Source organism: Jiangella mangrovi (assembly GCF_014204975.1).
GTDB lineage: Bacteria > Actinomycetota > Actinomycetes > Jiangellales > Jiangellaceae > Jiangella > Jiangella mangrovi.
In genome coordinates this window covers 6,109,365-6,135,812 of the sequence record NZ_JACHMM010000001.1, presented here as the reverse complement: position 1 = coordinate 6,135,812, position 26,448 = coordinate 6,109,365, and the positions used below count along the sequence as shown (strand labels likewise).

Sequence of the window (26,448 nt, the reverse complement as noted above, 5' to 3'; positions counted from 1 at the left end):
CGCCATGCCCACTTCGCCGATTCAGTCCCGCCTGATCGCCCGCCGGACGCTGCTGCGGGCCGGGTTCCTCGCGGCCGGCGCGGTCGCCGGCGCGCCGCTGCTCGGCGCCTGCGGCTCCGGCAGCAGCGAGAGCTCCGGTGGCGGCACGACCGGCAGGATCACGCTCGGCACGACGAAGATCATGCAGTTCGATCCCTACCTCACGAACACCGACATCCACATCCACTCCTTCTACACGTACCTGCTCGACTATCCACCGGACGGCACCTACGAGCCCATTCCGGCCGGGGCGGAGAGGTGGGAGCTCGCGTCCGACGGCACGTCGGTCACCATCACCCTGCGCGAGGCGACCTACCACTCCGGGGAGCCGGTGACCGCCGACGACGTCGTCACCGGGGTCACCCGGGCGCAGGACCCGGACGCCGGGTTCACCCTCGCCCAGCCGACCGCGTTCATCGCCGCCGCGACCGCGGTCGACGAGCGGACCGTGCGGCTGGACTTCCACCAGCCGACGCCCGAGTCGCTCGTGCTCGACTGGATGTTCGCGTTCCCGCTGGTGCTGGCCGCCAGCAACACTCCCGCGGCACTGGAGCGCGAGCCGGCCGGGTCGGGCCCGTTCCGGCTCGCGGACTTCCGGCGCGACCAGCGCCTGGTCCTGGAGAAGAACCCCGACTTCTACGACGACGGCAAGCCGTTCCTGGACGAAGTGGAGTACCGGTTCTTCACCGACGAGGACGCGCTGGTCGCCGGGCTCGAGTCGGGTTCGGTCGACGGCGCCGCGTACATCGGGTTCCGCCATGCCGACCGGCTGCGCGACCGGTTCACCATGGTGGAGGGCAACGGCCGGATGTCGCTGTTCTTCATGAACGCGATCATCCCGCCGTTCGACAACAAGCTCCTGCGGCAGGCGCTCGCGCGGGCGATCGACCGGAACCGCATCCTCGAGCAGGTCAACTTCGGCATCGGCGACCCGGTGTACACGGCGTTCATGCCGTCCTCGCCCGCGTTCGACCCGGCGTACCTCGACTCGAACGGTTTCGACCTGGACGCGGCCGCGGCACTGCTGGAGCAGTCGGGCGGCGGCACCAGCGCCGTCGCCGGCGTGGCCTCGGGGACGCCCGCCGTCCAGACGCTCGAGATCATCCAGGCGGACCTGAAGAAGATCGGGTTCGACCTGGAGATCGCGCCGCAGGAGGAGGCGGCGTACCTGGAGGCGCTGTTCGCCAGCGAGCTGCAGTGCACCGTCGCGTACCAGCCGAACAACCTGCAGAGCCCGTCGCTGATCGCCCGCGGCCGGCAGATGCTGACCACCGAGGCGAACACCACGTTCGGCGCCGCCGTGCCGCCCGCGTACGTCGAAGCGGTCGGCGCGGCCGGGACCGCCATGACACCCGAGGACCAGCAGGCCGCCTACGCGGCGCTGAACAGCACCCTCATCGACGAGGCGTGGGCGATCGGCATCTCCACCGTGCCGTCACTGTTCGCGCTGGACAAGCGCATCACCGGCCTGGTCACGGACGCCCGCGACTTCGTCGACCTCACCGACACCAAGGGCTGACCTGCCCGCAGGCAGCAGCGCCCGCCCGCAGGCGGGCACCGAGAAAGGAACCGCATGACCGGGTTGCGCTACTCCACCGACGGCCCCGACATGGCGCTGCTCACCGCCGTGTTCACCCCGTTCACCGAGACCGGTGGGCTTGCCCTCGACACCGTGCAGAAGCAGGCCGACGACCTGGTCGCCTGGGGCTCGGCGGCGGCGTACATCGGCGGCACCGCCGGTGAGGGGGCGTCGCTGTCGACCGAGGAACGCATGGCGTTGGCTGAGCGGTGGTGCGAGGTCGCCGACGGGAGGCTCGACGTCATCGTCCACGTCGGACACTCCAGCCTCGTCGAGGCCCGCCGGCTGGCCGCGCACGCCGAGTCCGCGGGCGCCAAGGCGATCTCCGCCGTCGCGCCCTACTTCCACCGTCCGGAGACAGTGGCCGCGCTGGTCGACGCCTGCGCGGCCATCGCCGACGCCGCGCCGGGGCTGCCGTTCACCTACTACCACATCCCCTCGATGACGGGGGTGAACCTGCGGGCCAGCGACGTGCTGCTGGTCGCGCGGGACAAGATCCCGACGTTCGCCGGCGTGAAGTTCGCCCACAACGACATGGTCGACCTGCAGCGCTGCCTGCATCTCGCCGGCGGGCAGCACGAGGTCTTCGTCGGGGTCGCCAAGCTGGTGCTCGCCGCCTGGCAGTCGGGCGCCCGGGCCGCGATCGGGTCGGTGTACAACTTCGCCGGTCCGCTGTTCCGGCGCCTGCTCGACCACGCGGTCCGCGGCGAGCTGGCCGAGGCCCGGGCGGGCCAGCAGCTGGCGCAGCAGGTCATCGACACGGCCGCGCGGTACGGCGGCGAGCTGGCCGGCTTCAAGGCGCTCGGCGCGCTCAGCGGGGTCGACTGCGGTGGCTGCCGGCCGCCCCTGGTGTCACCCGGGCCGGAGCAGCTGGCGTTGCTGCGCGCCGAGGTGACGGAGCTCGGCTTCCTCGACACGGGCCACTGACCGTGACGAACGTCCTGATCATCCAGGCCGACCAGTTCCGGGCGGACTGCCTCGGCGCGGCCGGGAACCCGGACGTGCGGACCCCGCACCTGGATCGGCTGGCCGGCGACGGCGTGCGCTACCGCAACGCGTACTGCTCGTTCCCCGTCTGCACCCCGTCTCGGTACTCGCTGCTGACCGGCCTGCACGTCCGCCAGCACGCCGGCTGGTCGAACCGCTGCACACTCGCCCCCGGCATCGACACCTTCCCGCGCGCGCTGCGCCGGGCCGGGTACGACACGGCCGCGGTCGGCAAGATGCACTTCACGCCCACCTACCTCGACGTCGGCTACGACCGCTTGGAGCTGGCCGAGCAGGACGGCCCCGGCCGGTACGACGACGACTACCACCGGGAGCTGGCGGCGGCCGGGCTGGCGCCGGTGACCGACCTGACTGACCAGGAGCACGAGTTCCGCGCCACCGCGCCACCGTCCTACTGGGACACGTACGGCACCGGCCGGTCGAACCTGCCGGAGGAGTGGCACTCCACCAGCTGGATCGGCGAGCGGGCGCGGCAGGTGCTGACGGGCTGGACCGAGACCGGCGACCACCTGCTGCACGTCTCGTTCGTCAAGCCGCACCACCCGTTCGACCCGCCGGCCGGGTGGGACGACCTGTACGACCCGGCGGCGCTGACCCCGCTGCCCGGCTGGACCGACACGATCCCGGCGGCCGACCAGCGGCACCGGCGGGAGTACTTCGACTACGAGCCGCTGGACCTGCCGCGGCTGCGGCAGGTGATGGCGCACTACTACGCCACCATCACGCACCTGGACCACGAGGTCGGGCGCATGCTCGACCTGCTGCGGCGGCGCGGGCTGTACGACGACACGCTGATCGTCTTCACCGCCGACCACGGCGAGTACCTCGGCTTCCACCACCTCCTGCTCAAGGACGGGCCGATGTACGACCCCGTGGTGAAGGTTCCGCTGCTGGCCAAGTTCCCGGGGCAGCGGCGACGGGGTGAGGTCTCGGACGCGCTCGCCTCGCTGGTCGACGTCGCCCCGACGGTCCTCGCCGCGTGCGGCGTGGCGCCGACGACGCCGTTGCCGGGCCAGGACCTGGGCGATCCGGCCGCCGGGCACGACCACGTCCTCGCCGAGGACCGCCGGCACGGCGTCGCCGGGATGGTCCGCACCGGCAGCCACAAGCTGCTGTGGTCCGACGCCGCGGGCGAGGCCCTCTTCGACCTGGCCGCCGACCCGTACGAGCTGACGAACCTCGTCGGCGATCCGGCACACGGCGACCAGCTGCGGCGGATGCGCGAGGCAGCGGCGCGATGGGCTCTGTACGACGCGACACCACCCACCTATGTCGACCCCGCCGCCCCGCAGCGCGGCGCCGTCACCACCACCGACCGCGCGGCCCGGCAGGAGCTGTTCGCCGCCGCCGTCGCTGAACGTCTTCGGCACCAACTCTGACGCACTGCCCCCTCGAGAGGAAGGAGCACGATGTCGACCACGACACGTCGCACCACCCGCCTGCTCGCCGTGACCGGCCTGGCCGGGCTCGCCCTGGCGGCCGTGCCCGGACCGGCCGGCGCGGGCTGGTCCCCATCGGCGGCCGACGCCCCACCCGGACGGGCGATCGAGCAGAGCACGGTCTTCAGCCGGGGCCAGGACGGCTACCACACCTTCCGCATCCCGGCCGTCGCCCAGGCACAGGACGGCACCCTGCTGGCCTTCGCCGAGGGCCGGGTCGACAGCCCGGGTGACGACGGCAACATCGACCTGGTCCTCAAGCGCTCGGCCGACGGCGGCCGGACCTGGGGGCCGTTGCAGGTGGTCGCCGACGCCGGGCCGGACAAGTTCGGCAACCCGGTCCCGATCGTCGACGAGCGCACCGGGCGCATCGTCCTGAACGTCACCCGCACCGGCGGCGACGTCTCCGGCGACGACATCCGCTGCGGCCGCGCCGACGCCGAGCAGACCCGGCGGTCGTTCGTCCTCCACAGCGACGACCACGGAGCCACCTGGTCCGATCCGGTGGAGATCACCGCTGACGTGAAGCCGGCCGACTGGCGGCACTTCGTCGGTGGGCCCGGCCACGGGATCCAGATCACCCAGGGCGAGCACGCCGGCCGGCTGGTCGTGCCCGGCAACCACTCGGCCGCCCCGCCGCCCGGCTCGGACATCGCGTGCACCGACGACCGGTTGTTCGGCGCGCACTCGCTGTACAGCGACGACGGCGGCACCACCTGGCACCTCGGCGGCGTCGACACGACGCCGGAGGGTGTGGTGAACCCGAACGAGAACACCGTCGTGGAACTGAGCGACGGCACGCTGTACTTCAACGCGCGCGACCAGAACGGGACCAGCGTCGGCGCCCGGGCCGGCACCCTCAGCAGCGACGGCGGTGCGTCGTTCGACACGCCGTACCAGGAGGTCACGGACATCGTGGCACCGGTCGTCCAGGGCTCGATCCTCGGCCTGTCGCGCGACGCCGACCGGCGCGAGCGGCTCGTGTTCGCCGCCCCGGGGCATCCGACGGCGCGCGAGAACCTGACGCTGTGGTCCAGCTTCGACGAGGCCGGCAGCTGGGTCCGCGGCCCGGTCGTCTACGACGGCCCGTCCGGATACTCCGACCTGGTCCAGGTCGACGACCACGGGAACGCGCGCCGGCTCGGCGTGATCTACGAGAACGGCGACCGGCTGGGCGAGGGCGCGACGCTGACCTATCACCAGCGGATCAGCTTCGCCCGGGTGATCGTGCCCACGCTGGACGCCCCGTCCCCGCCGCCCAGGACCACGCCCGACGCGTCCGGCCGCGGGTTCGACGCGGTCATCAGCGGAACGCCCCGGCGCGTCGGCGGCGTCGTCGGCTCCGGTCTGGACCTGGCGGGCGACTACGTCGAGATCCCGGCCGAGCCCGCCCTCGAGTTCGGCGACGGCCCCTTCACGGCGGCGGCCTGGTTCCGCACCGACAGCACCGCGGTCCAGACGATCGTCTGGGCGCACTCCAACCGGGACGTCGACCCGAAGTGGTGGATCCGGCTGGAGCCGGACCAGAGCCGCATCCGCGGGCACGTCAACACCGGCGCCGAGACCAGGTTCGTGACGGCCGCGGGCGACTACGCCGACGGCGCCTGGCACCACGTCGCCCTCACCCGCGGCGACGACGCCGTGACGATCTACGTCGACGGCGAGCCGCTCGGGACGTCCGCACCGGTCGCGGGCTCGGTGTCGGCAGGCGCGCTCACCGGCATCCGCATCGGTTCGCGGGTCGACGGCATCAACAACCCGCTGGACGGCGCCGTCGATGATGTCTGGATGTTCGATCGGGCTCTCGGCGCCGACGAGATCGCGGCGCTGGCCGCCGGTGACGCTCCGGCGGACGCCGAGCCCGTGCTCTACCTCCCGCTGGACCGCATCACGCGCTGACAGCCGTCGATGAGGCGGCCCGGTGCCGGACCACCGGGCCGCCCAGACGTCCCTAGACGCCGAGCCGGGCGAGGAGCCCGCCGTCGACCAGGTAGGGCGCACCGGTGATGGTGACGGCGTCGTCGCTGGCGAGGAACGCGACCAGGGCGGCGACGTCGGAGGGCTGGATGAGCCGGCCGATGGGGTGCTGGCGGCCCCAATCGCGCATGGTGGCGACGGCGTCCCCGTCGCCCAGGAGCTCGGCGCCGTAGCGCAGCATGGGTGTCTCGACCGAGCCCGGGCACACGCAGGTGACCCGGATGCCGTCGGCGGCGTGGTCGACGGCGAGGGAGCGGGTCATCGCGACGACGGCGCCCTTGGACGCCGCGTACGCGGCCACCAGCGGCTGGCTGGCGAACGCCTGCGCCGACGCCGTGTTGACGATGGCGCCGCCGCCCCGCGCGCGCATCTCGGGGATGGCGTACTTGCAGGTGAGGAACGTCCCCGTCAGGTTCGTGGCGAGGGTCAGGTGCCAGTCCTCGACCGAGAGCTCCGGCACCGTGCCGTACCTGACCACCCCGGCGTTGTTGACCAGCACGTCGATGCCGCCGAACGCCGCGACCGTGCTCCGGACGCCGGCATGCACGTCGTCCGGCGAGGCGACGTCGGCCGCGACGGCGAGCGCCTGCCCGCCCGCGTCGGTGATCGCCGCGACGGTGTCCGCGGCGGCCGCCGCCGCGAGGTCGAGGACAGCGACGGCGGCACCCTCGGCCGCCAGCCGGACGGCGACGGCGCGGCCGATACCGGCACCGGCGCCGGTGACCACCGCCACCTTGCCCGAGAACCGCTGCGGTGTCATCGGACCTCCTCGTCGGCGGCGGCCAGGATCTCGTCGGTGTGCTGGCCGGCGCGCGGCACGCCGCGACGCAGGGACGGCGCCGTGCGCGAGAACGTGAACGGGGACCCGACGGTGCGGAACGTCGCGCCGCCGGCCCCGATGGGCACCTCCCAGAGCAGGCCCGCGTGGCGCACCTGCGGATCGTCCTCCAGCGCCGCGTAGTCCTGCACCGGGGCGCACCAGACGTCGTGCTCGTCGAGCAGCTTCAGCCACGCCGCCGTGGTGTCGGTGGCGAAGTGTGCCGACAGCCGGCGATGGACGACGTCGCGGCCGGCGAACATCGTGTCGTTGGTGTCGAACTCGTCGAGCCAGCCCACGCCGAGGATCGCCCCCAGCCGCGGGCAGGGCATCATCGCCAGCGCGAGGTGGCCGTCCAGGGTCGGGTACGTGCCGAAGGGCGCGGTGGCGCCGACGTGGCCGACGTTCTCCGCCGCACGCGGCATGGCGTCGCCGTGGTTCAGCCAGACGGTGAGCTCCTGCTGCTGGGCCGCGATCGTGCAGGAGAACAGGTCGACGGCGACCCGCTGGCCCACGCCGGTGGCCTGGCGGTGGCTGAGCGCGGCCAGGATCGCCACCACCAGATGCAGGCCGGTGTACTCGTCGCTGATCCCGATGCCGCTGGGCGTCGGCGGGTCGTCGCGGCGGCCGGTCAGGTGCAGGGCACCGGCCAGCGCCTGGACGAGCAGGTCCTGACCCGGCCGCTCCCGGTAGGGGCCGGTCTGCCCGTACCCGCTGGAGCTGGCGTAGACGACGCCCGGGTTCACTGCGGCGAAGTCGTCGTAGCCGAGTCCGAGCCGGTCCATGACGCCGGGCCGGAAGTTCTCGACGACGACGTCGACGTCGCGGCCCAGCTCGAGCAGCCGGTCCCGCACGGCCGGGTCCTTGAGGTCGGCGGCGACGCTGCGCTTGTTGCGGTTGAAGGCGAGGAAGCTGTCCATCTCGCCGCCGGTGGTGCTGGCCAGGATGCCCCAGGAGCGCATCCACTCGCCGTCCGGCTTCTCGACCTTGACGACGTCGGCGCCGAGGTCGCCGAGGATCTGGGTGGCCAGCGGGCCCTGCAGCAGCTGGGTGAAGTCGAGCACCCGCACGTGGGACAGCGGGCCGGTGGGCTCAGTGGACGGCATCGGCGCTCCGGATGGTCGGTGGGTCGAGGACGGTCTCTTCGAGGTCGAGGATCCGGTCGACGAGCCGCTGCCGGTCGGCCGCGCCGACGAGGTCGAGGCGCCGGACGCCGAGCGGGTCGACGACGGTCCGCAGGGCGTGCAGCTCGTCGGGCGTGGGCGGCTCGGTGGTGCCGGCGCCGGGCGGGACGACGACGTCGAAGCCGGTCCGTGCGCGCAGGTCGTCGAGCGAGACGCCGGGATGCAGGCTGCGCAGCCGCAGCGTCCCGTCCGCCGGGTCGTCCTCGAAGACCGCGAGGTCGGTGACGACGAGGGTGCGCCCGGGCTGCAAGCCGAACCGCCGCCGCTGGTCCGGGTCGTGCCAGGCCCGCCGCGCGCTCACCGTCTCGACCCGGGCGGGGGTGTTGCGGGTGCTCTGCCGCGGCAGGTAGATCATGAAGTTCGCGTGCAGGTTGGCGACGTCGGCCATGCCGCCCTGCCCGGGCAGTCGCACCGGCGTGCCGTCGCTCTTCGCGACCCACAGGTTGTTGGTGGCGCCGCGGCCGTCGACCTGGGCCGACCCCACGACCTCGTGCGTCACGAGGCCGCGCTGGTAGTACCAGTGGTACGTCTCGTCGCCGCCGGTGTGCGCGGCGGCCAGCTCGTGGTCGAGCTGCTCGGACGCCGCCAGCGCGAGCGGGCGCACGGGCACGTCCACGAGGCCGCCGTTGTGCGACATGAGCAGCAGGTCCGGCGCCCAGAGGTGTTTGGCCAGGAAGTACGCGGCGGTGGGCAGCGGACTGGCGGACCCGAACGAGCAGACGCCCGTGGGTCCGATCGTCCGCGCCAGGACCGCCACCATGAGCTCGTCGATGGTGTACGGCGCGTCGGCGGCGACGGTCGCCAGCGCGCGGAGCCCGGCGCCGACCGACCTCGCCGGCACCGCTGCCCGCCGGGCCAGTGCGGGCCGGACGGCGGGCGACGGGCGCAGCGCCTCCTCAGGCACCGGAGCCGCGGGATCGGCATCGACGACGGTGCGCAGGGCGCGGTAGTCGGCCGGGTAGTAGGGCAGGCACGAGGTCGGGTACGCGCCGAACTGCGCCACGGCCAGGCGGCTGACGAACGTCCGCGGCAGGACGAACGACCGGGCGGCGCCCAGGGACCCCCGGGGGACGCGTTCCTCGACGGTGACCAGGACCCGGCGTGCGGCGAAGATCGCGGGCAGGTCCAGGCCGCGCGCGCCGGCGAGCTCCACGTTGCCGTCGTCGTCGGCGCGCTGTGCGTGCAGCAGGAGCACGTCGAGCGGCACCGGCCGGACCGCCCGCAGCGGCGCGCCGCCGGACCCGTACGGATCGGGTGCCGGGGCGCTGAAGCCGTCGGCCAGCGACGAGCCCGCCGGTTCCTGGAACACCTCGAACGGCAGGTTCTCGCCCGCGGCCCGCAGCCCGCTGATCAGGCCGAGCGCCGTCTGCTCGTTCAGGGCGAGGGCGCCGGACTCGACGGCGCGGCGGAACCGCGGCGCCGGCCCGAGCACGTCGAGACTGGAGAAGCAGAGCGTCGCGTGGGTGACGGCGCCCCGGCCGAGCAGGATCTCGAGGGGCAGCCCGCCGCCCCAGGCGACGTAGTGCAGGTCGCGGACGCCGGCGTCGGCCAGCGCCAGCAGCGCGGCCACGGGCGCGCGGGTGAAGTGGAAGCCGCTGACGCCGACGCGGGCGCCCGCCGGGACGTCCGCGACGAGCGACGCGACGTCGTCGGCCCAGACCGCGCTCACTGTGACATCACCCCTTCGCGGTGCCGGCCGGCCAGGGTGGCGAGCCGGCGGTGGATCGACGCGGGACGCTCGCCGGACCGTAGCGACTCCGCCAGCGACAGGCCCGCCTCGCGGTGGAACTCCGGCCACCAGGCGTCGCGCGGGCGCACGAACGCGTGCGCCAGGCTCTGCCGGGTGTCGCGGAAGAAGTCACCCGACGCGGGGTGTCTCGAGACCGCCCGGTGCGCCGGCTGGCCGCCGGCCGGCAACAGGACGTCGCGCTGGACCTCGGCGTCCAGGCACCAGGCGGCGAACTCCGCCGCCTCCGCGACGTGCGGACGGCCGGGCAGGACGGCAAGCCCGGCGCCGCCGAGGATCGCGCCGTACGGGCGGCCGTCGACACCGGGGATGTCGGCGAACGCCAGCGGCGGGCGGGCCGCGACGGCGTAGCCGAACACGAACGGCGCGTAGGCCACGACACCGTCCCCGGCCATCAGCTCGAGCACCTGTGGCGGGGTCAGCTCGAAGGACGCCGGGGTGACCACGCGCGCGAGCGCGACGAGGAACTCGACCGCCTCGGGTCGCAGCCAGTGCGGCTCGTCGCTGGCGGCGAGCGCCGCGTTGGCCGACAGCGAGATCAGCGTGCACAGGGCGTCCGCGGGGGCCAGCGGCAGCGCGACCGCGCCGGGCGCCCGCAGGGCGAGCCCGAGCACGTCGTCCCAGGTCCGGGGCACGGCGTCGAGCCGGTCGGGCCGGACCACGGCCACCTGGCAGGCGACATCGACGCTCAGTGCCCACTGGTGACCGGCCCAGGCGTAGGCGTCGTGCCCGATCGACTCCGCGGCGATCCGGTCCAGCCGCTGCGGCGGCAGGACGGCGTCCAGCGGGACCAGGGCGCCGCGTTCCGCCGCCGCGCCGGTCATCGGATGGTCGACGAGGAGCAGGTCGTAACCGTCCGGGACCGCCCACGGCGGCTGGTCGTTGAACGCCGCCAGCGGCCGGACGCCGCACTCCAGCGCGACGTCCGGGCGCACCGACCGGTAGGCGGCCGCGGCCGCGGTCATGGGCCCGGTGCAGCGGGGATGGTCCCAGCACAGGACCCGCAGGGTGGTCGTCACGACAGCGGCGCGTCGAACCTGACGGCGTAGTGCCGGACCGTCGGCGGGATCGGGAAGCCGGCCGCGGCGTAGTGCGACGGCCGGCCGCTGTCGCTGTAGAGCTGGCCGCGGGCCGACGACCAGTGGTCCTGGGTCAGCGGCTGCTCGTTGCCCAGGGCGTACCGGATGACCGGGCGGGTGCCCGTCGGCTGCGCGGAGAGCTTGATGCACACGGTGTTCGACGAGGCCAGTTCGACCGACTCGATGGTGGCCGACGACGCGTCGTCGCTGTAGGTGAAGCCGTAGTGGGGGACCGGCGCCACCCAGTCGGTGTCGAGGAGCAGCCGGCCGCCGGGCACCTCGAACCTGATCAGTACGATCCGGCCGCGCAGGGTCGCCGACGTGGGCCACAGCGGCTGGAACGTCGCACCGGCGCGGATCGTGCGGTAGACCTCGGCGAGCAGCTCGCCGACGATCAGCCGGCCCAGGTTGTCGGTGTGGACGCTGTCGGCCAGCCGCGTGTGGTACGCCGGGCCGGCCATCGTCACGCCCTGGCCCAGCCGCTCGCGGGCCAGATCGAGCTGGGCCAGCACGCCGCCTGCCAGGTACGGGTCGTACGTGGGCAGCACCTGGTGGTCCGGGGCGTTGGTCTGCAGCAGTACGAACTCCGGCGGGAACGTCTGCCCCAGCCGCGACTGGAGCTCGGCCGTGACGTCGTCGGCGTAGGCGGCGAGCATCGTCCGGTACACCGTGCGCTTGGTGGCGAGGTCGGGCGGCGACACCGCCGTCGGCCCGTTCTCGCCGTGGATGAAGACGTAGGCGTGGCAGACGCCGGACCCGCCGGCCGTGCCCAGCACCGGCTGGACCCGGCTCGCGGCGGCGAGGGTGTTGACGAAGCTGAAGTGGCCGCTCGCCTCGGCGCCGCGGGTCAGGTACTCCAGCGGCACACCGCCCTCGCCGGCGGAGAAGGCGAAGTAGCCGGGCGAGGCCGTGCCGTCGGCGAGGTGCCCGTTCTCGAGGGCGAAGGACATGGCGGTGGCGGCCAGCTGAGCGCCCCACGGGCGGTCGTCCTGGGGCGCCAGGGCGGTGAGCGCGGCGCCGTCGAGCAGCGTGCGTCCGGGCGCGTAGCCCTTCGTGCCGGCGAACGTGAGCGCCGAGGCCGGGAACTCCGCGCCCAGCAGCGGCGGTGAGATGCCGCCCGCGGGCGCCGGCCCGGCGTTGGACTGACCGCCGAAGAGCAGGACGTCGAAGGGGGTCGCGCCGTTCGCGGCGGCCGTCCGGGCCGCTCCCACGCTCGCCCCCACTCCCGCCCCCACGCCCGTCAGCGCGGCGGCCGCGGGAATCACCGTCGCACCGAGGAACCGTCTCCTGCTGAGCCTCATGCCGACCCTCCATCCGAGTTCGCTGCTCATGAAATGACGCCGTCCGGACGCCGTTAGTGTTCATGAAATAGTCAGTGCCGTCAATAGTGGCCACGCCTCTTGACGTCCGCCGACCGCTTGTGAACAATCATCCTGACGTTCATGAACATCGAGAAGGGCGTGCTGATGAAGATCCTCGTCACGGGTGCGGCCGGGACGATCGGGCGGGCGGTCGTCTCCGAGCTGTCCGGACGCGGCCACGACGTCGTCGCCCTCGACCTGGCCCCCGAGGTCGAGGCCCTCGACGGGGTGGCGAAGACGGTCCGGGCCGACGTGACGTCCATCGACGAGGTGGGCCGTGCGGTCGCCGGCTGCACGGGCATCGTGCACCTCGCCGGCTACGTCGAGCCGATGGTCGCCACGCCGGAGGAGGTCTTCACCAGCAACGCCGCCGGCGCGTTCGTCGTCCTCCAGGCTTTGGCCGACGCCGGCGGCGACCGCGCCGTGCTGGCCTCGAGTGCGTCGGCGCTGGGCATGGCGTGGTCGCCGACCCGGTTCTCGCCGCGCTACGTGCCCATCGACGAGGACCACCCGCCGCTGCCGGCCGACCCGTACGGGCTGTCGAAGCTGGTGCTCGAGCAGGTCGGCGCGATGTTCACGCGGCGGCACGGCATGACGGTGGCGGCCCTGCGGTTCCCGTGGGCCCCTGGCGACGACGTCCGCTGGTCGCGCATCGCCGAGGTGGCGGCCGACCCGGACCACGAGGGCGCCGTGCGCGACCTGTGGAGCTACGTCCACCCGCGCGACGTCGCCCTCGCCGCCGCCCTCGCGCTGGAGGCCGACCCGTTCGGCTTCGAGGTCTTCAACGTCACCGCGGCCGACACCATCTCCGACCTGCCGACGGCCGAGCTGCTGCGCCGGTTCCACCCCGCGACGCGCGTCCGCGAGGAGATCGACGGCACCGCCGCCGCCTGGTCGACGCGCAAGGCCGCCCGGCTCCTGGGCTTCGAGCCGACGTACAGCTGGCGCGCGGAACGCCGATGACGGTCACCTGCCGCGTCACCGTCGACGCCGGCGCGACGCTGGAGCCGCGCCTGCTGGGCCTCGGCATGCAGGCCGGGCCCTACGAGTGGTTCGACCTCGGCGACGACGACTGGCACACCATGCTGACGCGGCTCGAGCGGCTGCGGCCCGGGCTGCTCCGCGTCATGCTGCGCGCCTGGTGGTACGCGAAGGGGTTCGACGAGCGCGGCGAGCCGGTGTACGACTGGTCCAGCCCGCAGCTGACCCGGCTCTACCGGCTGCTCGACTTCGCCCGGGCGCACGACATCGACGTGGTGACGGGGGAGTGGGACGACCCGTCCGCGGTGGGCGACCGCCCGCCGGGCGACCCGCTGCACCATTACGGCATCACCGCCACGGACCCGCGCTGGGCGCGGCTCGTCGGCGACTTCCTCCACCAGCTCCTGGACGTGCGCGGCTACGGCAACGTCCGGTACTACACGTTGATCAACGAGCCGAACGGCGACTGGTCGCACTGCGGCGACCGGCCGACCTGGGAGCGGGCCGTGTCGACGCTCGCCGCCGAGCTGGACCGGCGCGGCCTGTCCGGCCGGATCTCGATCGTCGGCCCCGACACCACCGGCGCCGACCACTGGGTCGCCACGACCGTCGACTCGCTGTCCTCCGTGATCGGCGAGTACGAGATCCACCGGTACGCCACCGCGTGCGACCTCGACGGCGGCGCGTTCGAGGCTCAGATGGCGGAGCTGCGCGCGTACATCAGCGACCACGACTCCGCGGCCAAGCGGTTCTTCATCGGCGAGGCCGGCATCGCCCGGCCCGGCCCGGACGACAGTCAGCCCGCCCGCACGACGTTCCGCTACGGCGTCCGGATGGCCGACTACGTCGTCCAGGCGCTGCGTGCGGGCCTGGCCGGCGTCATCGCCTGGAACCTGGACGACGCGATGTTCGTCGGCGGCGGGTACGGCGCCCTGGACCTGAAGGGCTGGGGGTGCTGGAACATCGTCGGCGGCCGCCACGGCTACCCGCTGTCCGACCGCGACCTGCGGCCGTGGGGCTACGCCTGGGCAGCGCTGAGCACGGCGTTCCCGCACGGTGCCCGCAGCGTCGCCGTCCCGGCCACCGGGGCGCCCGGCCTGCGCGTGGCCGCCGCGACCGACCCGACGGGCGAGCGGCTCTCGGTGGCCGTCGTGAACACCGCCGACGAGCCGCGACGGGTCGAGCTGACCGTCGACGGCCTCGGCACGACGTCGCCGCTGGCCGAGTACCGGTACTTCGCCGACGACCGCCCGGCCGGCGCCGACGGCTTCCCGGTCCCGGCGGCGACGAGGACCGCGCCGTCCGGCCCGGTGACCGTCGAGCTCCCCTCAGCCGGACTGACGGTTCTGACCGGCATCGACGGAAGGAGCTGACCCGAGCACACCCCCGGCCGACTCACGAGGAGGTGAGATCGATGCGGCTGCATGCCCTACTGGCGGCGTTGCTGCTCGTCCCCCTGGGCGGGCAGAGCCACGCCACCGACGACGCCACGACCGTCTACGACTTCTCCCAGGCGCACGACTTCGACGGCTACGGCGCGCACGTCTGGATCAGCAACCAGAACACCGTCCAGCGCGAACAGGCCATCGACGAGCTCAGGTACCGCCATGTGCGTGCCGCCGGACCCCGTCCGCCCATCCCGGACAGCGAGCTGAGCGGCACCGGCCACACCGTCGCCGAGCTGCTGGACCTGTTCGAGACCTACCACCAGCTGCCCGCGTCGGCGATCGACGGGCTGGTCCAGGACATCAGCGGCACGACGCTGCACCAGATCGTCTGGAGCATGCCGAAGCCGTGGATGACGCTGCAGAACGGCTGCGCCACCTGCTGGGAGGCGAACACCGCGCACCTCGCCGACTACGTCAACCTCATCGTGGCCGAGGTGCTCTACGCCCGCCAGTACGGCATGAACGCCACGTACGTCGAGCTGACCAACGAGCCCGACGGCAACTGGAACACGTACTGGGAGCCGGAGGACTACGCGGACCTGGTGGAGCAGACGCGGGCCGCGCTCGACGCGCACGGCCTGCAGTCCGTCGGCATCGAGGGACCGGGCACCGGCACGCAGCGCAACGCCGTCGCGTACCTGGAGGCCCTGGTGGCCGAGAGGGCCGTCGGCAGCCTCGACGCCATCTCGGTGCACGACTACGACACCTCTTACACCGACGACTGCGACGAGCGCCCGTGCCTCGAGCCGCCCATCGGGCTGAGCGACGAGTTCCAGGCCGCCTGGGACGAGCTCGGCCTCACGCTGCCGATCCACGTCACCGAGTACACCAACCGCGACCGCACGAAGTGGAACGCGGCGCCGTACGACTGCTCCGACGGCGCGGGGGCTGGCCGCGTCAACGGCGTGTGCGCCCTCAACACGCCGGTGTACGGGCTGTGGCTGGCCACCGAGGGCCTGAAACTGGCCGCCGACGGCGCCACCGCCGCGATCCAGTGGGAGCTGCAGGACGGCCCCTGGGGCACGACGAACTGGGGACTGATCAACGTCAGCGGCGGCTTCCGGCCGGCCTACCGCGCGTTCAAGCCGTTCCTGCTCCAGCTCAGCGGCGACATGACCGCCGTCACCGGGAGCCCCAGCAGTCAGCAGACCGTGACCGCCGCGTTCGACGTCGGATCCGACGTGGTCGTGGTGGTGTCCAACCTGACGACGTCCGCCGTCACGCTGACGCCGTCGTTCGCCGGCCTGAGCCAGGACACATCGGCCATCGAGCGGCAGCTGGTCTACCGCGTCAGCACCGGGAACACGGCGGAGGAGAGCGTCACCGACCCCGCCACCCACACGATCACCGTCCCCGGGCAGTCCCTGGTGGCCGTCCGGTTCGGCCCATCCACCTAGAGAGGCACGCGATATGACGCAACGGCGCAGATCCGCCCGCCGGCCGCTGGCGCTGCTGGCGGTCGCCCTCCCGGCCGTGCTGCTCGCCCCGCCGGCTCTGGCCGACGACGAGCCGGCCGAGGCGCTCCCGCCGGCGGCCACGGTCGCCACCACGTACGACTTCGACGACGCCCATGCCTTCGACGGCCTCGGGTCCAACGTCTGGATGAACAACGAGAACGCCGACGGCCGCGACCGCGTGCTCGACGAGCTGGAGATGCGCTGGGTGCGGGTGGCCAGCGGGCGGCCGGTGGTGCCGGCGGACCGGCTCGACGCCGCCGGTCACTCCGTCGAGGCGATCCTCGGGCTGTTCCGCGAGTTCATGGCGCCGACGGTGCCGGCCAACGCGGACCGGCTCACCGGCGTGATGAACGAGCTCGGCATCGGTCAGCAGATGGTCGTGTGGACGATGCCGGCGCCCTGGATCACGGTCCGGACCACGGACTGCCCGGAGAACGCGACCCGGTGCGTCTTCGCCGAGGACGACCACCTCGACGAGTACGCCAACTACGTGACGGCGGAGGTGCTGTTCGCGCGCGAGATCGGGCTGCCGGCCGACCTCGTCGAGATCGGCAACGAGCCGGACGGGTACTGGAACACGCTGTTCACCCCCGAGCAGTACGCCCGGCAGGTGACGCTCACGCGTGACGCCCTGGACGCGCACGGACTCACCGACGTCGGCATCCAGGGCCCCGGCACCGGGTCGCAGCGCAACGCCGTCCCGTACCTCGACGCCCTGGTGGAGACCGGGGCGATCGACGACCTGGCCGCGCTCTCGGTGCACGACTACGACACGTCCTACACCGACCGGTGCGACGAGCGGCTGTGCATCGAGACCCCGGTCGGTATGAGCGACGAGTTCCAGGCGGCGCTCGACCGGCTCGGCATCGATCTGCGCATCAACGTCACCGAGTACACCAACCGCGACCGGGCGATGTTCAACAGCGCGCCGTACGACTGCGACGACGGCTCCGCGGGAGCCGGCCGGCGCAACGGCGTCTGCGGGCTCAACCACCCCGAGTACGCGCTCTGGCTGGTGACCGAGGGCCTGAAGCTGTTCGCCGACGGTGCCTCCTCGGTGCTCCAGTGGGAGCTGACCGACCAGTCGTGGCAGCCGGTGAACTGGGGCATCGTCCGCCGCGACGGGCAGGTGCGGCCGTCGTACCACGCGTTCCGGACCATGCAGGAGCGCATGGGGCACGCCACGTCGGTGGTCCGCGGCAGCACCAGCGACCGCGACGTCATCACGGCGGCGTTCCGGGTCGGCTCCGAGGTGGTCGTGGTGGTCTCCAACCTCACCGACCGGGACGTCACACTGCGCCCGGTGGTCCGCGGACTGTCCCGGCCGCCGACCCGGGTCGTCGACCAGCAGATCTACTCGGGTGACACCGGCCAGTCCACGCCGGCCGACGTCGTGCTGAGCGGGCAGAGCGCCCTGCGGGTGCAGGTCCCGCCGCGGTCGCTCGTCGCGATCACGCTGTCGTGACGTCCCCCGGGTGCCGGCGATGAACCGATCCGCGCGCCACCAGGTCGACCGGCAGCATCACCGTCGTCGCAGTGGACGACGGTGCGGCCAGCCGGTCGACCAGGCGGCGCACGGCCGCGGCACCCAGGTGCTCCTTGTCCAAGCGGACGGTGGTGAGCGGGGGCACCGTCTGGCCCTCGTGCTCGTCGTCGACCGCCGTGACGGAGAGGCCGGCCGGGATCGTCCGGCCGGCCTCGCGGGCCGCCCGCATGACGCCGGTGGCCACCCGGTCGCCGGCGCAGAACACCGCGGTGAGGTCCGGCCGCCGGGCGAGCAGACGCAGCCCGGCCGCGTAGCCGCCCTCGGGGGTGAGATCGCAGCTCTCGCAGGTGCCGGGGTCGAACGGCAGGCCGGCGTAGGCGAGCGCGGTCCGGTACCCGATGGCCTGCAGCTCGATGGTCGGGATGGCGCACCGGACCGGCGAGTCCGGGCGCAGTGGGCCGCCGACGAACCCGATGGCACGGTGCCCGGCCCGGACGAGCTGGTCGGTGGCCTCGCGTCCGGCGGCGACGTAGTCGAAGATCACCGCGTCGACGGGCACGCCGGCCAGCTGGTTGTCGACCAGGACGGCCGCGTGACCCGCGTCCTGCGCGGCCGTCACCAGGTCCGCCGACGCGACGCCGACGAGCAGCACCCCGTCCAGGCCGACGGCGCCGAGGTGACGGCGGTAGGCGGCCGGGCCGTGGGGGAGCGACAGGTAGGTCACCTGGGCGCCGTGGCGCGTCGCCTCGGCCTCGGCGCCGTGCAGGATGCTGGCCCAGAACGGCGACATCGGCTCCAGGCGATCGGGCAGGTGCGGCAGCGTCAGCAGGAACCCCAGCCGGGTGCTCGCGCTCGCTGTCCTCCCGGGCCGGGCCTGGGCCTGGGTGGCGGGGGACCGGCCGTTGCCCCGAGGGGGCCGCGTCGCCCGGTAGCCGAGCGCCTCGGCCGCCTCCAGCACGCGCTCGCGGAGGTCCGGGGCCACGTTGGCGTGGTGGTTCAGCACCCGCGAGACGGTGCCGTTCGAGACACCGGCCCGTCGGGCGACGTCGCGGATGGTCACGTTCTCCGGCACTGGCGCCTCCTGGTGTCGCTCGGTGGAGAACGCCGCCATCGTGGCACAAACGTTCATGAACATCAACTCGCCGCGTCATCGTGGACAGGCCTTGTCGATGGTGACGCATCGCGCCGCGACGGGCGCGCTCTGACGCATGTTCGACGAGGTCATAGGCGATCTTTCGCGCGCTCTTGACGCGAGCGAAACAGTCGGTAGACTTCCACGCAACGTTCATGAAACACGCTCATCCACTTGAGTCTGTTCAAGGAACAGGCGGCCTCGGAAGGACGCCCCATGGCGCTGACCGCCACCCGAAGAACCGACCGCGACGCGCCGCCCGGGCGCGGCTCCGGTCGACGCGGCGAGCCCGCGCGCCCCAGGGCGAGCCTGCGCCGGCGCCTCTGGCGGGAACGGTGGATGTACCTGTTCATCGCGCCGGGCCTGCTGTTCTTCGTCGTCCTGAAGTACGTGCCGCTGCTCGGCAACGTCATCGCGTTCCAGGACTACTCGCCCTTCCTCGGGTTCGGCGGCAGTCCGTGGGTGGGGCTGGCGAACTTCGCGGCGATGTTCACCGACCCCGAGCTGGGCACCGCGCTGAAGAACACGCTGGTGCTGAGCCTGCTGCAGATCGTGGTCGCGTTCCCCGCGCCCATCGCGCTGGCGCTGCTGCTCAACAGCCTGATCTCGACCCGGGTCAAGCGGATCATCCAGTCGGTCGTGTACCTGCCGCACTTCATCGGCTGGGTCATCGTCGTGTCGATCTGGCAGGAGGTGCTGGGCGGGGGCGGCGTGGTCAGCGAGGTGCTGCAGCGCTTCGGCGCCGGTCCGATCGACCTGATGTCCAACCCGGACACGTTCCCGATGCTGGTCACGTCGCAGGTGATCTGGAAGGAGATCGGCTGGGGGACCATCATCTTCTTCGCCGCCATCACCATGATCTCCACGCAGCTGTACGAGTCGGCGGCGGTGGACGGCGCCGGGCCCTGGCGGCGCATGTGGCACGTCACCCTGCCGGGCATGAGCACGGTCATCGTGCTGCTGCTCATCCTCCGGCTGGGCACCGTGCTCACCGTCGGGTTCGAGCAGCTCCTGCTGCAGCAGACCATGGTCGGCTCGGACGCCGCGCTGGTGCTGGACACCTTCACGTACTACCGCGGCGTCGTGGCCGGCGACTGGGGCTTGGCCACGGCGGCCGGCCTGGTCAAGGGCGTCGTGGGCACGCTGCTCGTCGTCGCCGCCAACAGGTTCGCCAAGCGCATGGGCGGAGAGGGGATCCTCTGATGACCGAGACTCGATCGGCCGAGACCCGTCCGGCCGAGACCCGTCCGGCCGAGACCCGTCCGGTGTGGATGGAACGGCCGACCGTCCCGACGAGCGTCATCAAGGCGATCGTGCTCGTGGTGGTCGCGGTCATCATGATCTACCCGTTCGTCTACGTCATCTCCGTCAGCCTGTCCTCGCCCGACGCCGTCCGCGCCGGCGACGTGCTGCTGTTCCCGATCGACCCGACGCTCGAGGCGTACCGGATCATCCTGTCCAACGGGCTGGTGGCTCGGGCGCTGCTCGTCAGCGTCGGCGTCACGGCCGTCGGGACGCTGCTGAGCGTGGTGCTCACGGTCACGCTGGCCTACGGGCTCACCCGTACCCGCGACGTGCCCGGCGCCCGGATCATCCTCTACCTGGTGCTGTTCACCATGCTGTTCAGCGCCGGGATCATCCCCAACTACCTGCTGGTGAAGTCGCTCGGCCTGCTGGACACGTACGCGGCGCTGATCATCCCCGTCGCGGTCAGCGCGTTCAACCTCGTGGTCATCCGCAACTTCTTCATGAACCTCCCGCAGGAGCTGCTGGACTCCGCCCGAGTCGACGGCGCCAGCGAGTGGCAGATCCTCTGGCGCATCGTCATGCCGCTGTCGAAGGCGGCGGTCGCGGTGATCGCGCTCTTCTACGGCGTGGCGTACTGGAACGACTTCTTCCACGCGATGATCTACCTCAACGACACCGAGAAGTGGCCGGTCCAACTGGTCCTCCGGCAGTACGTGCTCGGCGGGTCGCCCTTCGGCGACCAGGCCGTCAACGAGCAGATCCAGCTCGTCGCGAAGAACCTGCAGATGGCGGTGGTCGTCCTGGCCACCATCCCGATCCTCGTGGTCTACCCGTTCCTGCAGCGGTTCTTCACCACCGGCGTGCTCACCGGTGCCATCAAGGGCTGACGACGTCACTGACGCGCACGAGAAGAGAGGCCTCGACCATGTCCTACCCCACCTCCATGCCACGACGCCGGTTCCTCGGCCTCGGGCTGGGCCTCGCGGCCACGGCCGCCCTGGGCAGCTGCGGCGGCGGATCGAACCCGCGCGCCGAGCGCGACGCGCTGGAGCTCCCGACCTACCTCCAGCCGCGCGAGTTCCCGGGCGCCAGCCTCAGCACCGATCCCGCCGTGCTGCCGGCCTACTCCACCTACCCCCAGCCGTTCGCGTCGGTGAGCAGCCCGCCGGGCAGCGGCGGCACGGTCACCAGCGTGCACACGCTCTTCACCACGCCGCCGCCCGCGCAGCAGGACAACCCGTGGGCGGTCGAGCTCAACCGGCGGCTGAACGTCGAGCTCGAGCCGACGTTCGTGCCGACGTCGGGCTACGGCGAGAAGCTCTCCACCATGCTGGCCAGCGGCGACCTGCCCGACATCACCTGGATCCCGAACGGCCAGGTCGACACCGGCGCCGCCGGGGTCTGGCGCTCGGTGACGCAGGGCGCGTTCACCGACCTGACCGACGTGCTGGGCGGCGACGGGATCGAGAAGTACCCGAACCTCGCCCAGCTGCCCACGTACGCCTGGCGCAACTGCGCGGTGGAGAACACGATCTACGGCGTCCCGCGGGCGCTGCCGCTGCTCACGGCGTGCATCGGGCTCTACCGGCACGACTGGGCCGAGCAGGCCGGCTTCTCCGAGCCGCCGGCCGACGCCGCGGAGTTCCGTGAGCTGCTGACCGAGTTCACCCGGATCCGGCCCGGCGAGACGTTCGCGCTGGCCCGGGTGGCGGGCACCGAGGCCGACTTCGTCAACCAGATGTTCCGGGTGCCCAACCGCTGGCGCAACAACGGCGACGGCACCCTGACGTACTACATCGAGACCGACGAGTTCGAAGCGGCCATGGAGTACCTCGTCACGCTCTACCAGGACGGCGTCTTCCACCCGGAGGCCAACGCGCCGGGCGACGCGGCCCAGCGGGCCCGCGACTTCCTCACCTCCGGGCAGACCGGTTTCAACATCGCCAGCTTCATCCCGTCGTTCGGCACCACCGGCCTGCGCGGTGCGGTCGCCGCGGGCGACCCGGGCGGCGACCTGCGGCCCCTGGTCCCGCCCGGCCACGACGGCGGCGACCCGCTGATGTACCAGCACGCCGGCTGGTTCGGCGTCGCGGCCATCCCCGCCGAGGCCGGCAAGGACCAGGCCCGGCTCGAGGAGCTGCTCGGCGTCATCGACTACTTCGCCGCCGGGTTCGGCAGCGAGGAGTACGTCTTCATGAACTACGGCATCGAGGGCCGGCACTTCACGTTCGGCGCCGAGAACGCGCCTGTGCCCAGCGACGACCCCAACATCGCGGTCGAGCTCAACTCGCACTACCTCGTGCAGTCCAAGGAGGTCCTGCTGTACTACCCGGGCGCGGAGTCGGACGCCACGATGGCCCAGGACGCGCTGAAAGCAGCGGCCCCGTACTCCGAGCCGAGCGCCACGTACGGCCTGTACTCCGAGACCGAGCTCCGCACGCTCGCCCTGCTCGACCAGATCAACATCGACTACCGCGTCGGCATCCTCACCGGGCGCCGCCCGCTGTCCGACCTCGAGACCTGGCGCGACGAGTGGCGCGATGCCGGCGGCGACACCGTCCGGCGCGAGTTCGAGGAGTCCCTCGAACGCGCCGAGAACGCCTGACCCCCGACAGATCAGGAGAACCGAGCGATCATGACGACCCCCGATCCCGCCCCGCACGACTCCTTCGACGTCGTCGTCTACGGCGGCACGCTCGCCGGCCTCATGGCGGCCGCCCGCGCGCACCGTCGCGGCCTGCGGGTCTGCCTGCTGGAGCCGACCGGCTACCTCGGCGGCCACATCGCCGGCGGCCTGGTCATGTCCGACGTGCCGCTCGAGCCGTCGGCGCTGCGCGGGCTGACCGACGAGCTGTTCTTCGGCGGCATCGGCGCGGAGTACGGCTCGGCCGAGCCGGTCTACGACTTCGAGGCGAAGGTCGCCCAGCGGGTCTCGGACCGTCTGGCGGAGGCCTCTTGCGCGCGCATCGAGCGTCACGTGCGTCTCGAGCGGGGCGACGTCGACGTGGCCGGCACCACCATCCTCGGTGTCCGCGCGGGCGGCGAGTGGATCCGGGGCAGGTTCTTCATCGACGCCTCGTATCAGGGCGACCTCATGGCGTTCGCCGGCGTGCCGTACACGGTGGGCCGCGAGTCGTCGGCGACGTACGGCGAGCCCACCGCCGGCTTCATCCCGGACCGCGCGTTCACCGTCGCCGGCGTCCACGCGGACGGTCGCTACCCGCTGCGGGGGCGTCCGCTGAGCAAGCCCGGCGACGGCGACGACAAGGTCCAGTCGTACAACTTCCGCTGCATCGTGACCCAGGACCCGGCCACCCGGCTGCCGTTCCCGAAGCCGGAGGGCTACGACCCGGGGATGTACGAGATCGTCCGCCAGGTCATCGAACTGGAGAAGCCGGCCACGTTCTTCGACGTCGTGCAGAACCAGGCGGTGTTGCCGAACGGCAAGATCCAGACCAACAACGGGCTGAAGACGCTCTCCTGCGATCTGCCCAACGAGTCGTGGGAGTACCCGGACGCGACCTGGCGGATCCGCGACGACGTCGTCGATCGGCACGTGCGCTGGCAGCAGGGCCTCTACCACTGGCTGGCCAACGACCCCGCCGTCCCGCCGCACCTGCGCGCCGACGCCGCGAGCTGGGGGCTGCCCGCCGACGAGTTCGCCGACAGCCCGTACGGCGCCGGCTGGCCGCACGCGCTGTATGTCCGCGAGGGACGGCGGATGATCGGCGCCTACGTGCTCACCGAGCACGACCAGAACGTCCCCCACGACACCAAGGCGACGTCGGTGTGCCGGTGGCTCTACCCGCGCGACTGCCACGGCGTCCAGCTCTACGTCGACGGCGACGTCCTGGTCTGCGAGGGCCCGATCACGAAGATCTGGATCGACCCGGACAACAAGGTGGACCAGTACCAGATCCCCGCCGAGATCCTGTTCCCGGCCGCGGGCGGCGTCACCAACATCGCGGTGCCGGTGTGCCTGTCGTCCAGCCACATCGGGTACGCCACCACGCGGCTGGAGCCGGCGTTCGGCATGCTCGGCGAGGCCTGCGGCGAGCTGGCCGCACTGTCCATCGCGCACGACCGGCCGGTGCAGGACTACGACTACGCCGAGCTGGCCGCCCACCTGACCGAGTACGGGAGCGTGTTGTGAGGATCGTCGCCGGGCGGGTGATCGTCAGCTCGCCGGGACGCAACTACGTCACGCTCAAGCTCGAGACCGACGAGGGTCTGTACGGCCTGGGCGACGCGACCCTGAACGGCCGCGAGCTCGCCGTCGCGGCGTACCTGCGCGAGCACGTCGTGCCGATGCTGATCGGGCTGGACCCGGCGAACATCGAGGACATCTGGCAGACCCTCTACCGCGGCGCGTACTGGCGGCGCGGCCCGGTGACGATGACCGCCATCGCGGCGGTGGACGTCGCGCTGTGGGACCTCAAGGGCAAGGCGCTGGGCACGCCGGTGTGGAACCTCCTCGGCGGGCGCAGCCGGCCCGGCATCACGGTCTACACCCACGCGCACGGCCACTCCGTCGGCGAGGCGGTCGAGGACGTCGAGCGGCTGGTCTCGCAGGGGTTCGGTGCCGTGCGCGTGCAGTGCGCGGTGCCGGGCATCGGCCGCATGTACGGCGTCGGCCTGCCGCGGCCGTCGACCGACGACCCGACCCTGCCGGAGGTCGAGGAGGACTGGTCGACGGAGAAGTACCTGCGGTTCGTGCCCGAGCTGTTCGACGCGGTCCGCTCGAAGGTCGGCTTCGACGTCCACCTGCTGCACGACGCCCACCACCGGCTCACGCCCATCGAGGCCGGCTGGCTCGGCCGGCGGCTCGAGGACCACCGGCTGTTCTGGCTGGAGGACCCCGTCCCGGCGGAGCTCCAGGAGAGCTTCCGGCTCATCCGTCAGCACACCACCACGCCGCTGGCCGTCGGCGAGGTGTTCAACAGCGTGTACGACTGCGAGCTGTTGATCCGCGAGCAGCTGATCGACTACGTGCGCGCCTCCGTGCCGCACGCGGGCGGGCTCACCCACCTGCGCAAGCTCGCCGCGCTGGCCGAGCCGTACCACGTCCGCACCGGCTGCCACGGCGCCGCCGACCTCTCGCCGGTGTCGACGGCGGCAGCCGCGCACTTCGGCGTCGCGGTCCACAACGCCGCGATCCAGGAGTACCAGGACCACCCCGTGCCGGCCCGCGACGTGTTCGACGTGGGCTGGACCGTGCGTGACGGCCGGCTCGACCCGGGCGACCGGCCCGGCCTCGGCGTCGACATCGACGAGCAGGCGGCCGAGCGCCTCCCCTACGAGCGGTCCTACCTGCCGATCAGCCGCCGCGTCGACGGTTCCGTGGGCAACTACTAGCGCAGCCGAACAGGGCCGACCGAGCCGCGCGAGACGAGCTCGACGGGCGCCATGATCGTCACCGGGTTGGGGCGGGGGCGGTCGCTGCTGATCTCGAGCAGCCGGCGCACGGCCACGGCGCCCATCAGCTCCTTGCGCACGCGGACCGTCGTCAACGGCGGCAGTGTCTGCTCGCTGCCGTACTCGTCGCCCACGCTGACGACGGACACGTCGCCCGGCACGTCCAGGCCCACCTCGTGGAGCGCCCGCAACACCCCGGAGGCGAGCCGGTCGCCGGCGCAGAAGATCGCGGAGAACTCCGTGCCGCGGTCGAGCAGCGCCCGCGCCGCGTCGTACCCGCCCTGCGGCGTCAGGTCGCAGCTCACCGCGAGGTCGGGGCCGGAGGGGATGCCGGCGTAAGCGCACGCCGTCCGGTACCCGATGGCGCGATCCTCGATGGTCGGGATCGCGTTGCGCACCGGCGAACCGGGCACGAGCGGCCCGCCGATGAACGCGATGCGACGATGCCCGGCCTCGATGAGATGCTCCGTCGCCAGCAGGCCCGCCTGCAGGTAGTCCGACACCACCTCGTCGACGTCCAGCGTCGGCAACCGGTGGTCGACCAGCACGACCGCGAGGCCGGCGTCGCGCGCGGCAGTCACCATGTCCGCCGGCGTCACGCCGACCAGCATGACCGCCTCGAGATCCATCTGCCGCAGCTGGCGGCGGAACTCCGCCGCGCTGGCCGGCACCTCGGTCACCGACCGGTACGACACACTGCCGCCGTGGGCGGTGGCCTCGCGCTCCGCGCCGTGCAGGATCTCGGCCCAGAACGGGGCCAGCAGGTCCTTCTGCGGCGGCAGGTGCGGCAGCGTGAGCAGGAACCCCATGCGGGGCGTGGCCTGCCGCTCGCCGCCCGCCCCCGGCCGCGACCGGCTCGACCGGACCGACGGGCGGTAGCCGAGATCGGCGGCGGCCCGCAGCACCCGGTCGCGGAACTCCGGAGCCACGTTCGCGTGGCCGTTCAGCACCCGCGACACCGTGCCGATGGACACCTCCGCCCGATCGGCGACATCGCGGACAGTGACGGTCGAACTCACAGCTCAAGACTAGACGCAACTCCCGCAGCCGA

General features: G+C 72.6%; 20 protein-coding genes. 13 read left to right on the top strand and 7 right to left on the bottom strand.

Annotated features, from left to right (window positions below; genetic code table 11):
* Nucleotides 1-4: 4 nt before the first annotated feature.
* The 4 genes from HD601_RS28385 to HD601_RS28370 are packed head-to-tail and all read left to right on the top strand — an operon-like array spanning nt 5 to nt 5,964.
* The gene (locus HD601_RS28385) at nt 5-1,558 is read left to right on the top strand and encodes an ABC transporter substrate-binding protein (protein ID WP_184827651.1); all 1,554 of its coding nucleotides are present in this window, start codon (nt 5-7) and stop codon (nt 1,556-1,558) included.
* A gap of 54 nt (nt 1,559-1,612) precedes the next feature.
* Nucleotides 1,613-2,545: a dihydrodipicolinate synthase family protein gene (locus HD601_RS28380; RefSeq protein WP_184827649.1), complete on the top strand. Its 933-nt coding sequence runs from the start codon at nt 1,613-1,615 to the stop codon at nt 2,543-2,545.
* A gap of 2 nt (nt 2,546-2,547) precedes the next feature.
* Nucleotides 2,548-4,005: a sulfatase-like hydrolase/transferase gene (locus HD601_RS28375; RefSeq protein ID WP_221441394.1), complete on the top strand. Its 1,458-nt coding sequence runs from the start codon at nt 2,548-2,550 to the stop codon at nt 4,003-4,005.
* 30 nt (nt 4,006-4,035) lie between these two features.
* Entirely contained in the window at nt 4,036-5,964 is a 1,929-nt protein-coding gene (locus HD601_RS28370; protein ID WP_184827647.1) for a sialidase family protein, read from the top strand.
* Nucleotides 5,965-6,016: 52 nt separating this feature from the next.
* Here HD601_RS28370 and HD601_RS28365 read toward each other — a convergent pair whose 3' ends face one another.
* The 5 genes from HD601_RS28365 to HD601_RS28345 are packed head-to-tail and all read right to left on the bottom strand — an operon-like array spanning nt 6,017 to nt 12,170.
* The gene (locus tag HD601_RS28365) at nt 6,017-6,802 is read right to left on the bottom strand and encodes an SDR family NAD(P)-dependent oxidoreductase (RefSeq protein WP_184827645.1); all 786 of its coding nucleotides are present in this window, start codon (nt 6,800-6,802) and stop codon (nt 6,017-6,019) included.
* Nucleotides 6,799-7,965 (bottom strand): CaiB/BaiF CoA transferase family protein, encoded by a 1,167-nt coding sequence (locus HD601_RS28360; protein WP_184827643.1) that lies wholly within the window; start codon nt 7,963-7,965, stop codon nt 6,799-6,801. Before HD601_RS28360 ends, HD601_RS28365 begins: the two co-directional genes overlap by 4 nt.
* A complete protein-coding gene (locus HD601_RS28355; RefSeq protein ID WP_184827641.1) occupies nt 7,952-9,712 on the bottom strand; it encodes a CoA-transferase in 1,761 nt (586 codons plus the stop codon). The genes HD601_RS28360 and HD601_RS28355 overlap by 14 nt, the downstream gene beginning before the upstream one ends.
* Complete coding sequence (locus HD601_RS34365; RefSeq protein ID WP_184827639.1) at nt 9,709-10,809, bottom strand: extracellular solute-binding protein; 1,101 nt, start codon at nt 10,807-10,809, stop codon at nt 9,709-9,711. The genes HD601_RS28355 and HD601_RS34365 overlap by 4 nt, the downstream gene beginning before the upstream one ends.
* The gene (locus HD601_RS28345) at nt 10,806-12,170 is read right to left on the bottom strand and encodes a hypothetical protein (RefSeq protein ID WP_184827637.1); all 1,365 of its coding nucleotides are present in this window, start codon (nt 12,168-12,170) and stop codon (nt 10,806-10,808) included. The genes HD601_RS34365 and HD601_RS28345 overlap by 4 nt, the downstream gene beginning before the upstream one ends.
* Before the next feature lie 141 nt (nt 12,171-12,311).
* Here HD601_RS28345 and HD601_RS28340 point away from each other — a divergent pair, with 141 nt between their 5' ends.
* Genes HD601_RS28340 through HD601_RS28325 form a run of 4 tightly spaced genes read left to right on the top strand, consistent with a single transcriptional unit; the run spans nt 12,312 to nt 17,581 of the window.
* Entirely contained in the window at nt 12,312-13,193 is an 882-nt protein-coding gene (locus HD601_RS28340) for an NAD-dependent epimerase/dehydratase family protein (protein ID WP_184827635.1), read from the top strand.
* Complete coding sequence (locus HD601_RS28335; protein WP_184827633.1) at nt 13,190-14,584, top strand: hypothetical protein; 1,395 nt, start codon at nt 13,190-13,192, stop codon at nt 14,582-14,584. The genes HD601_RS28340 and HD601_RS28335 overlap by 4 nt, the downstream gene beginning before the upstream one ends.
* Nucleotides 14,585-14,625: 41 nt before the next feature.
* The gene (locus HD601_RS28330; protein ID WP_184827631.1) at nt 14,626-16,056 is read left to right on the top strand and encodes a hypothetical protein; all 1,431 of its coding nucleotides are present in this window, start codon (nt 14,626-14,628) and stop codon (nt 16,054-16,056) included.
* A 13-nt stretch (nt 16,057-16,069) separates the two neighbouring features.
* The gene (locus HD601_RS28325) at nt 16,070-17,581 is read left to right on the top strand and encodes a hypothetical protein (RefSeq protein ID WP_184827629.1); all 1,512 of its coding nucleotides are present in this window, start codon (nt 16,070-16,072) and stop codon (nt 17,579-17,581) included.
* Here HD601_RS28325 and HD601_RS28320 read toward each other — a convergent pair.
* On the bottom strand, nt 17,568-18,674 hold the full coding sequence (locus HD601_RS28320) for a substrate-binding domain-containing protein (RefSeq protein WP_184827627.1): 1,107 nt from the start codon (nt 18,672-18,674) through the stop codon (nt 17,568-17,570). The genes HD601_RS28325 and HD601_RS28320 overlap by 14 nt on opposite strands.
* A gap of 276 nt (nt 18,675-18,950) precedes the next feature.
* Between HD601_RS28320 and HD601_RS28315 the strand changes: the two genes are divergently transcribed.
* The 5 genes from HD601_RS28315 to manD are packed head-to-tail and all read left to right on the top strand — an operon-like array spanning nt 18,951 to nt 25,337.
* Nucleotides 18,951-19,937, top strand: a complete 987-nt coding sequence (locus tag HD601_RS28315) for an ABC transporter permease (protein ID WP_184827625.1) — start codon at nt 18,951-18,953, stop codon at nt 19,935-19,937.
* Nucleotides 19,937-20,869 carry a carbohydrate ABC transporter permease gene (locus HD601_RS28310; RefSeq protein ID WP_221441393.1) on the top strand — a complete coding sequence of 311 codons (933 nt, stop codon included), beginning with the start codon at nt 19,937-19,939 and terminating at the stop codon, nt 20,867-20,869. The genes HD601_RS28315 and HD601_RS28310 overlap by 1 nt, the downstream gene beginning before the upstream one ends.
* Nucleotides 20,870-20,925: 56 nt before the next feature.
* On the top strand, nt 20,926-22,587 hold the full coding sequence (locus HD601_RS28305) for an extracellular solute-binding protein (RefSeq protein ID WP_184827624.1): 1,662 nt from the start codon (nt 20,926-20,928) through the stop codon (nt 22,585-22,587).
* Nucleotides 22,588-22,617: 30 nt separating this feature from the next.
* A complete protein-coding gene (locus HD601_RS28300; protein ID WP_184827621.1) occupies nt 22,618-24,135 on the top strand; it encodes an FAD-dependent oxidoreductase in 1,518 nt (505 codons plus the stop codon).
* Nucleotides 24,132-25,337: a D-mannonate dehydratase ManD gene (gene manD / locus HD601_RS28295; protein WP_184827619.1), complete on the top strand. Its 1,206-nt coding sequence runs from the start codon at nt 24,132-24,134 to the stop codon at nt 25,335-25,337. Before HD601_RS28300 ends, manD begins: the two co-directional genes overlap by 4 nt.
* On the opposite strand, the gene HD601_RS28290 is transcribed toward manD, so the two are convergent.
* Nucleotides 25,334-26,416 carry a substrate-binding domain-containing protein gene (locus tag HD601_RS28290; protein ID WP_184827618.1) on the bottom strand — a complete coding sequence of 361 codons (1,083 nt, stop codon included), beginning with the start codon at nt 26,414-26,416 and terminating at the stop codon, nt 25,334-25,336. The genes manD and HD601_RS28290 overlap by 4 nt on opposite strands.
* Nucleotides 26,417-26,448: the final 32 nt, after the last annotated feature.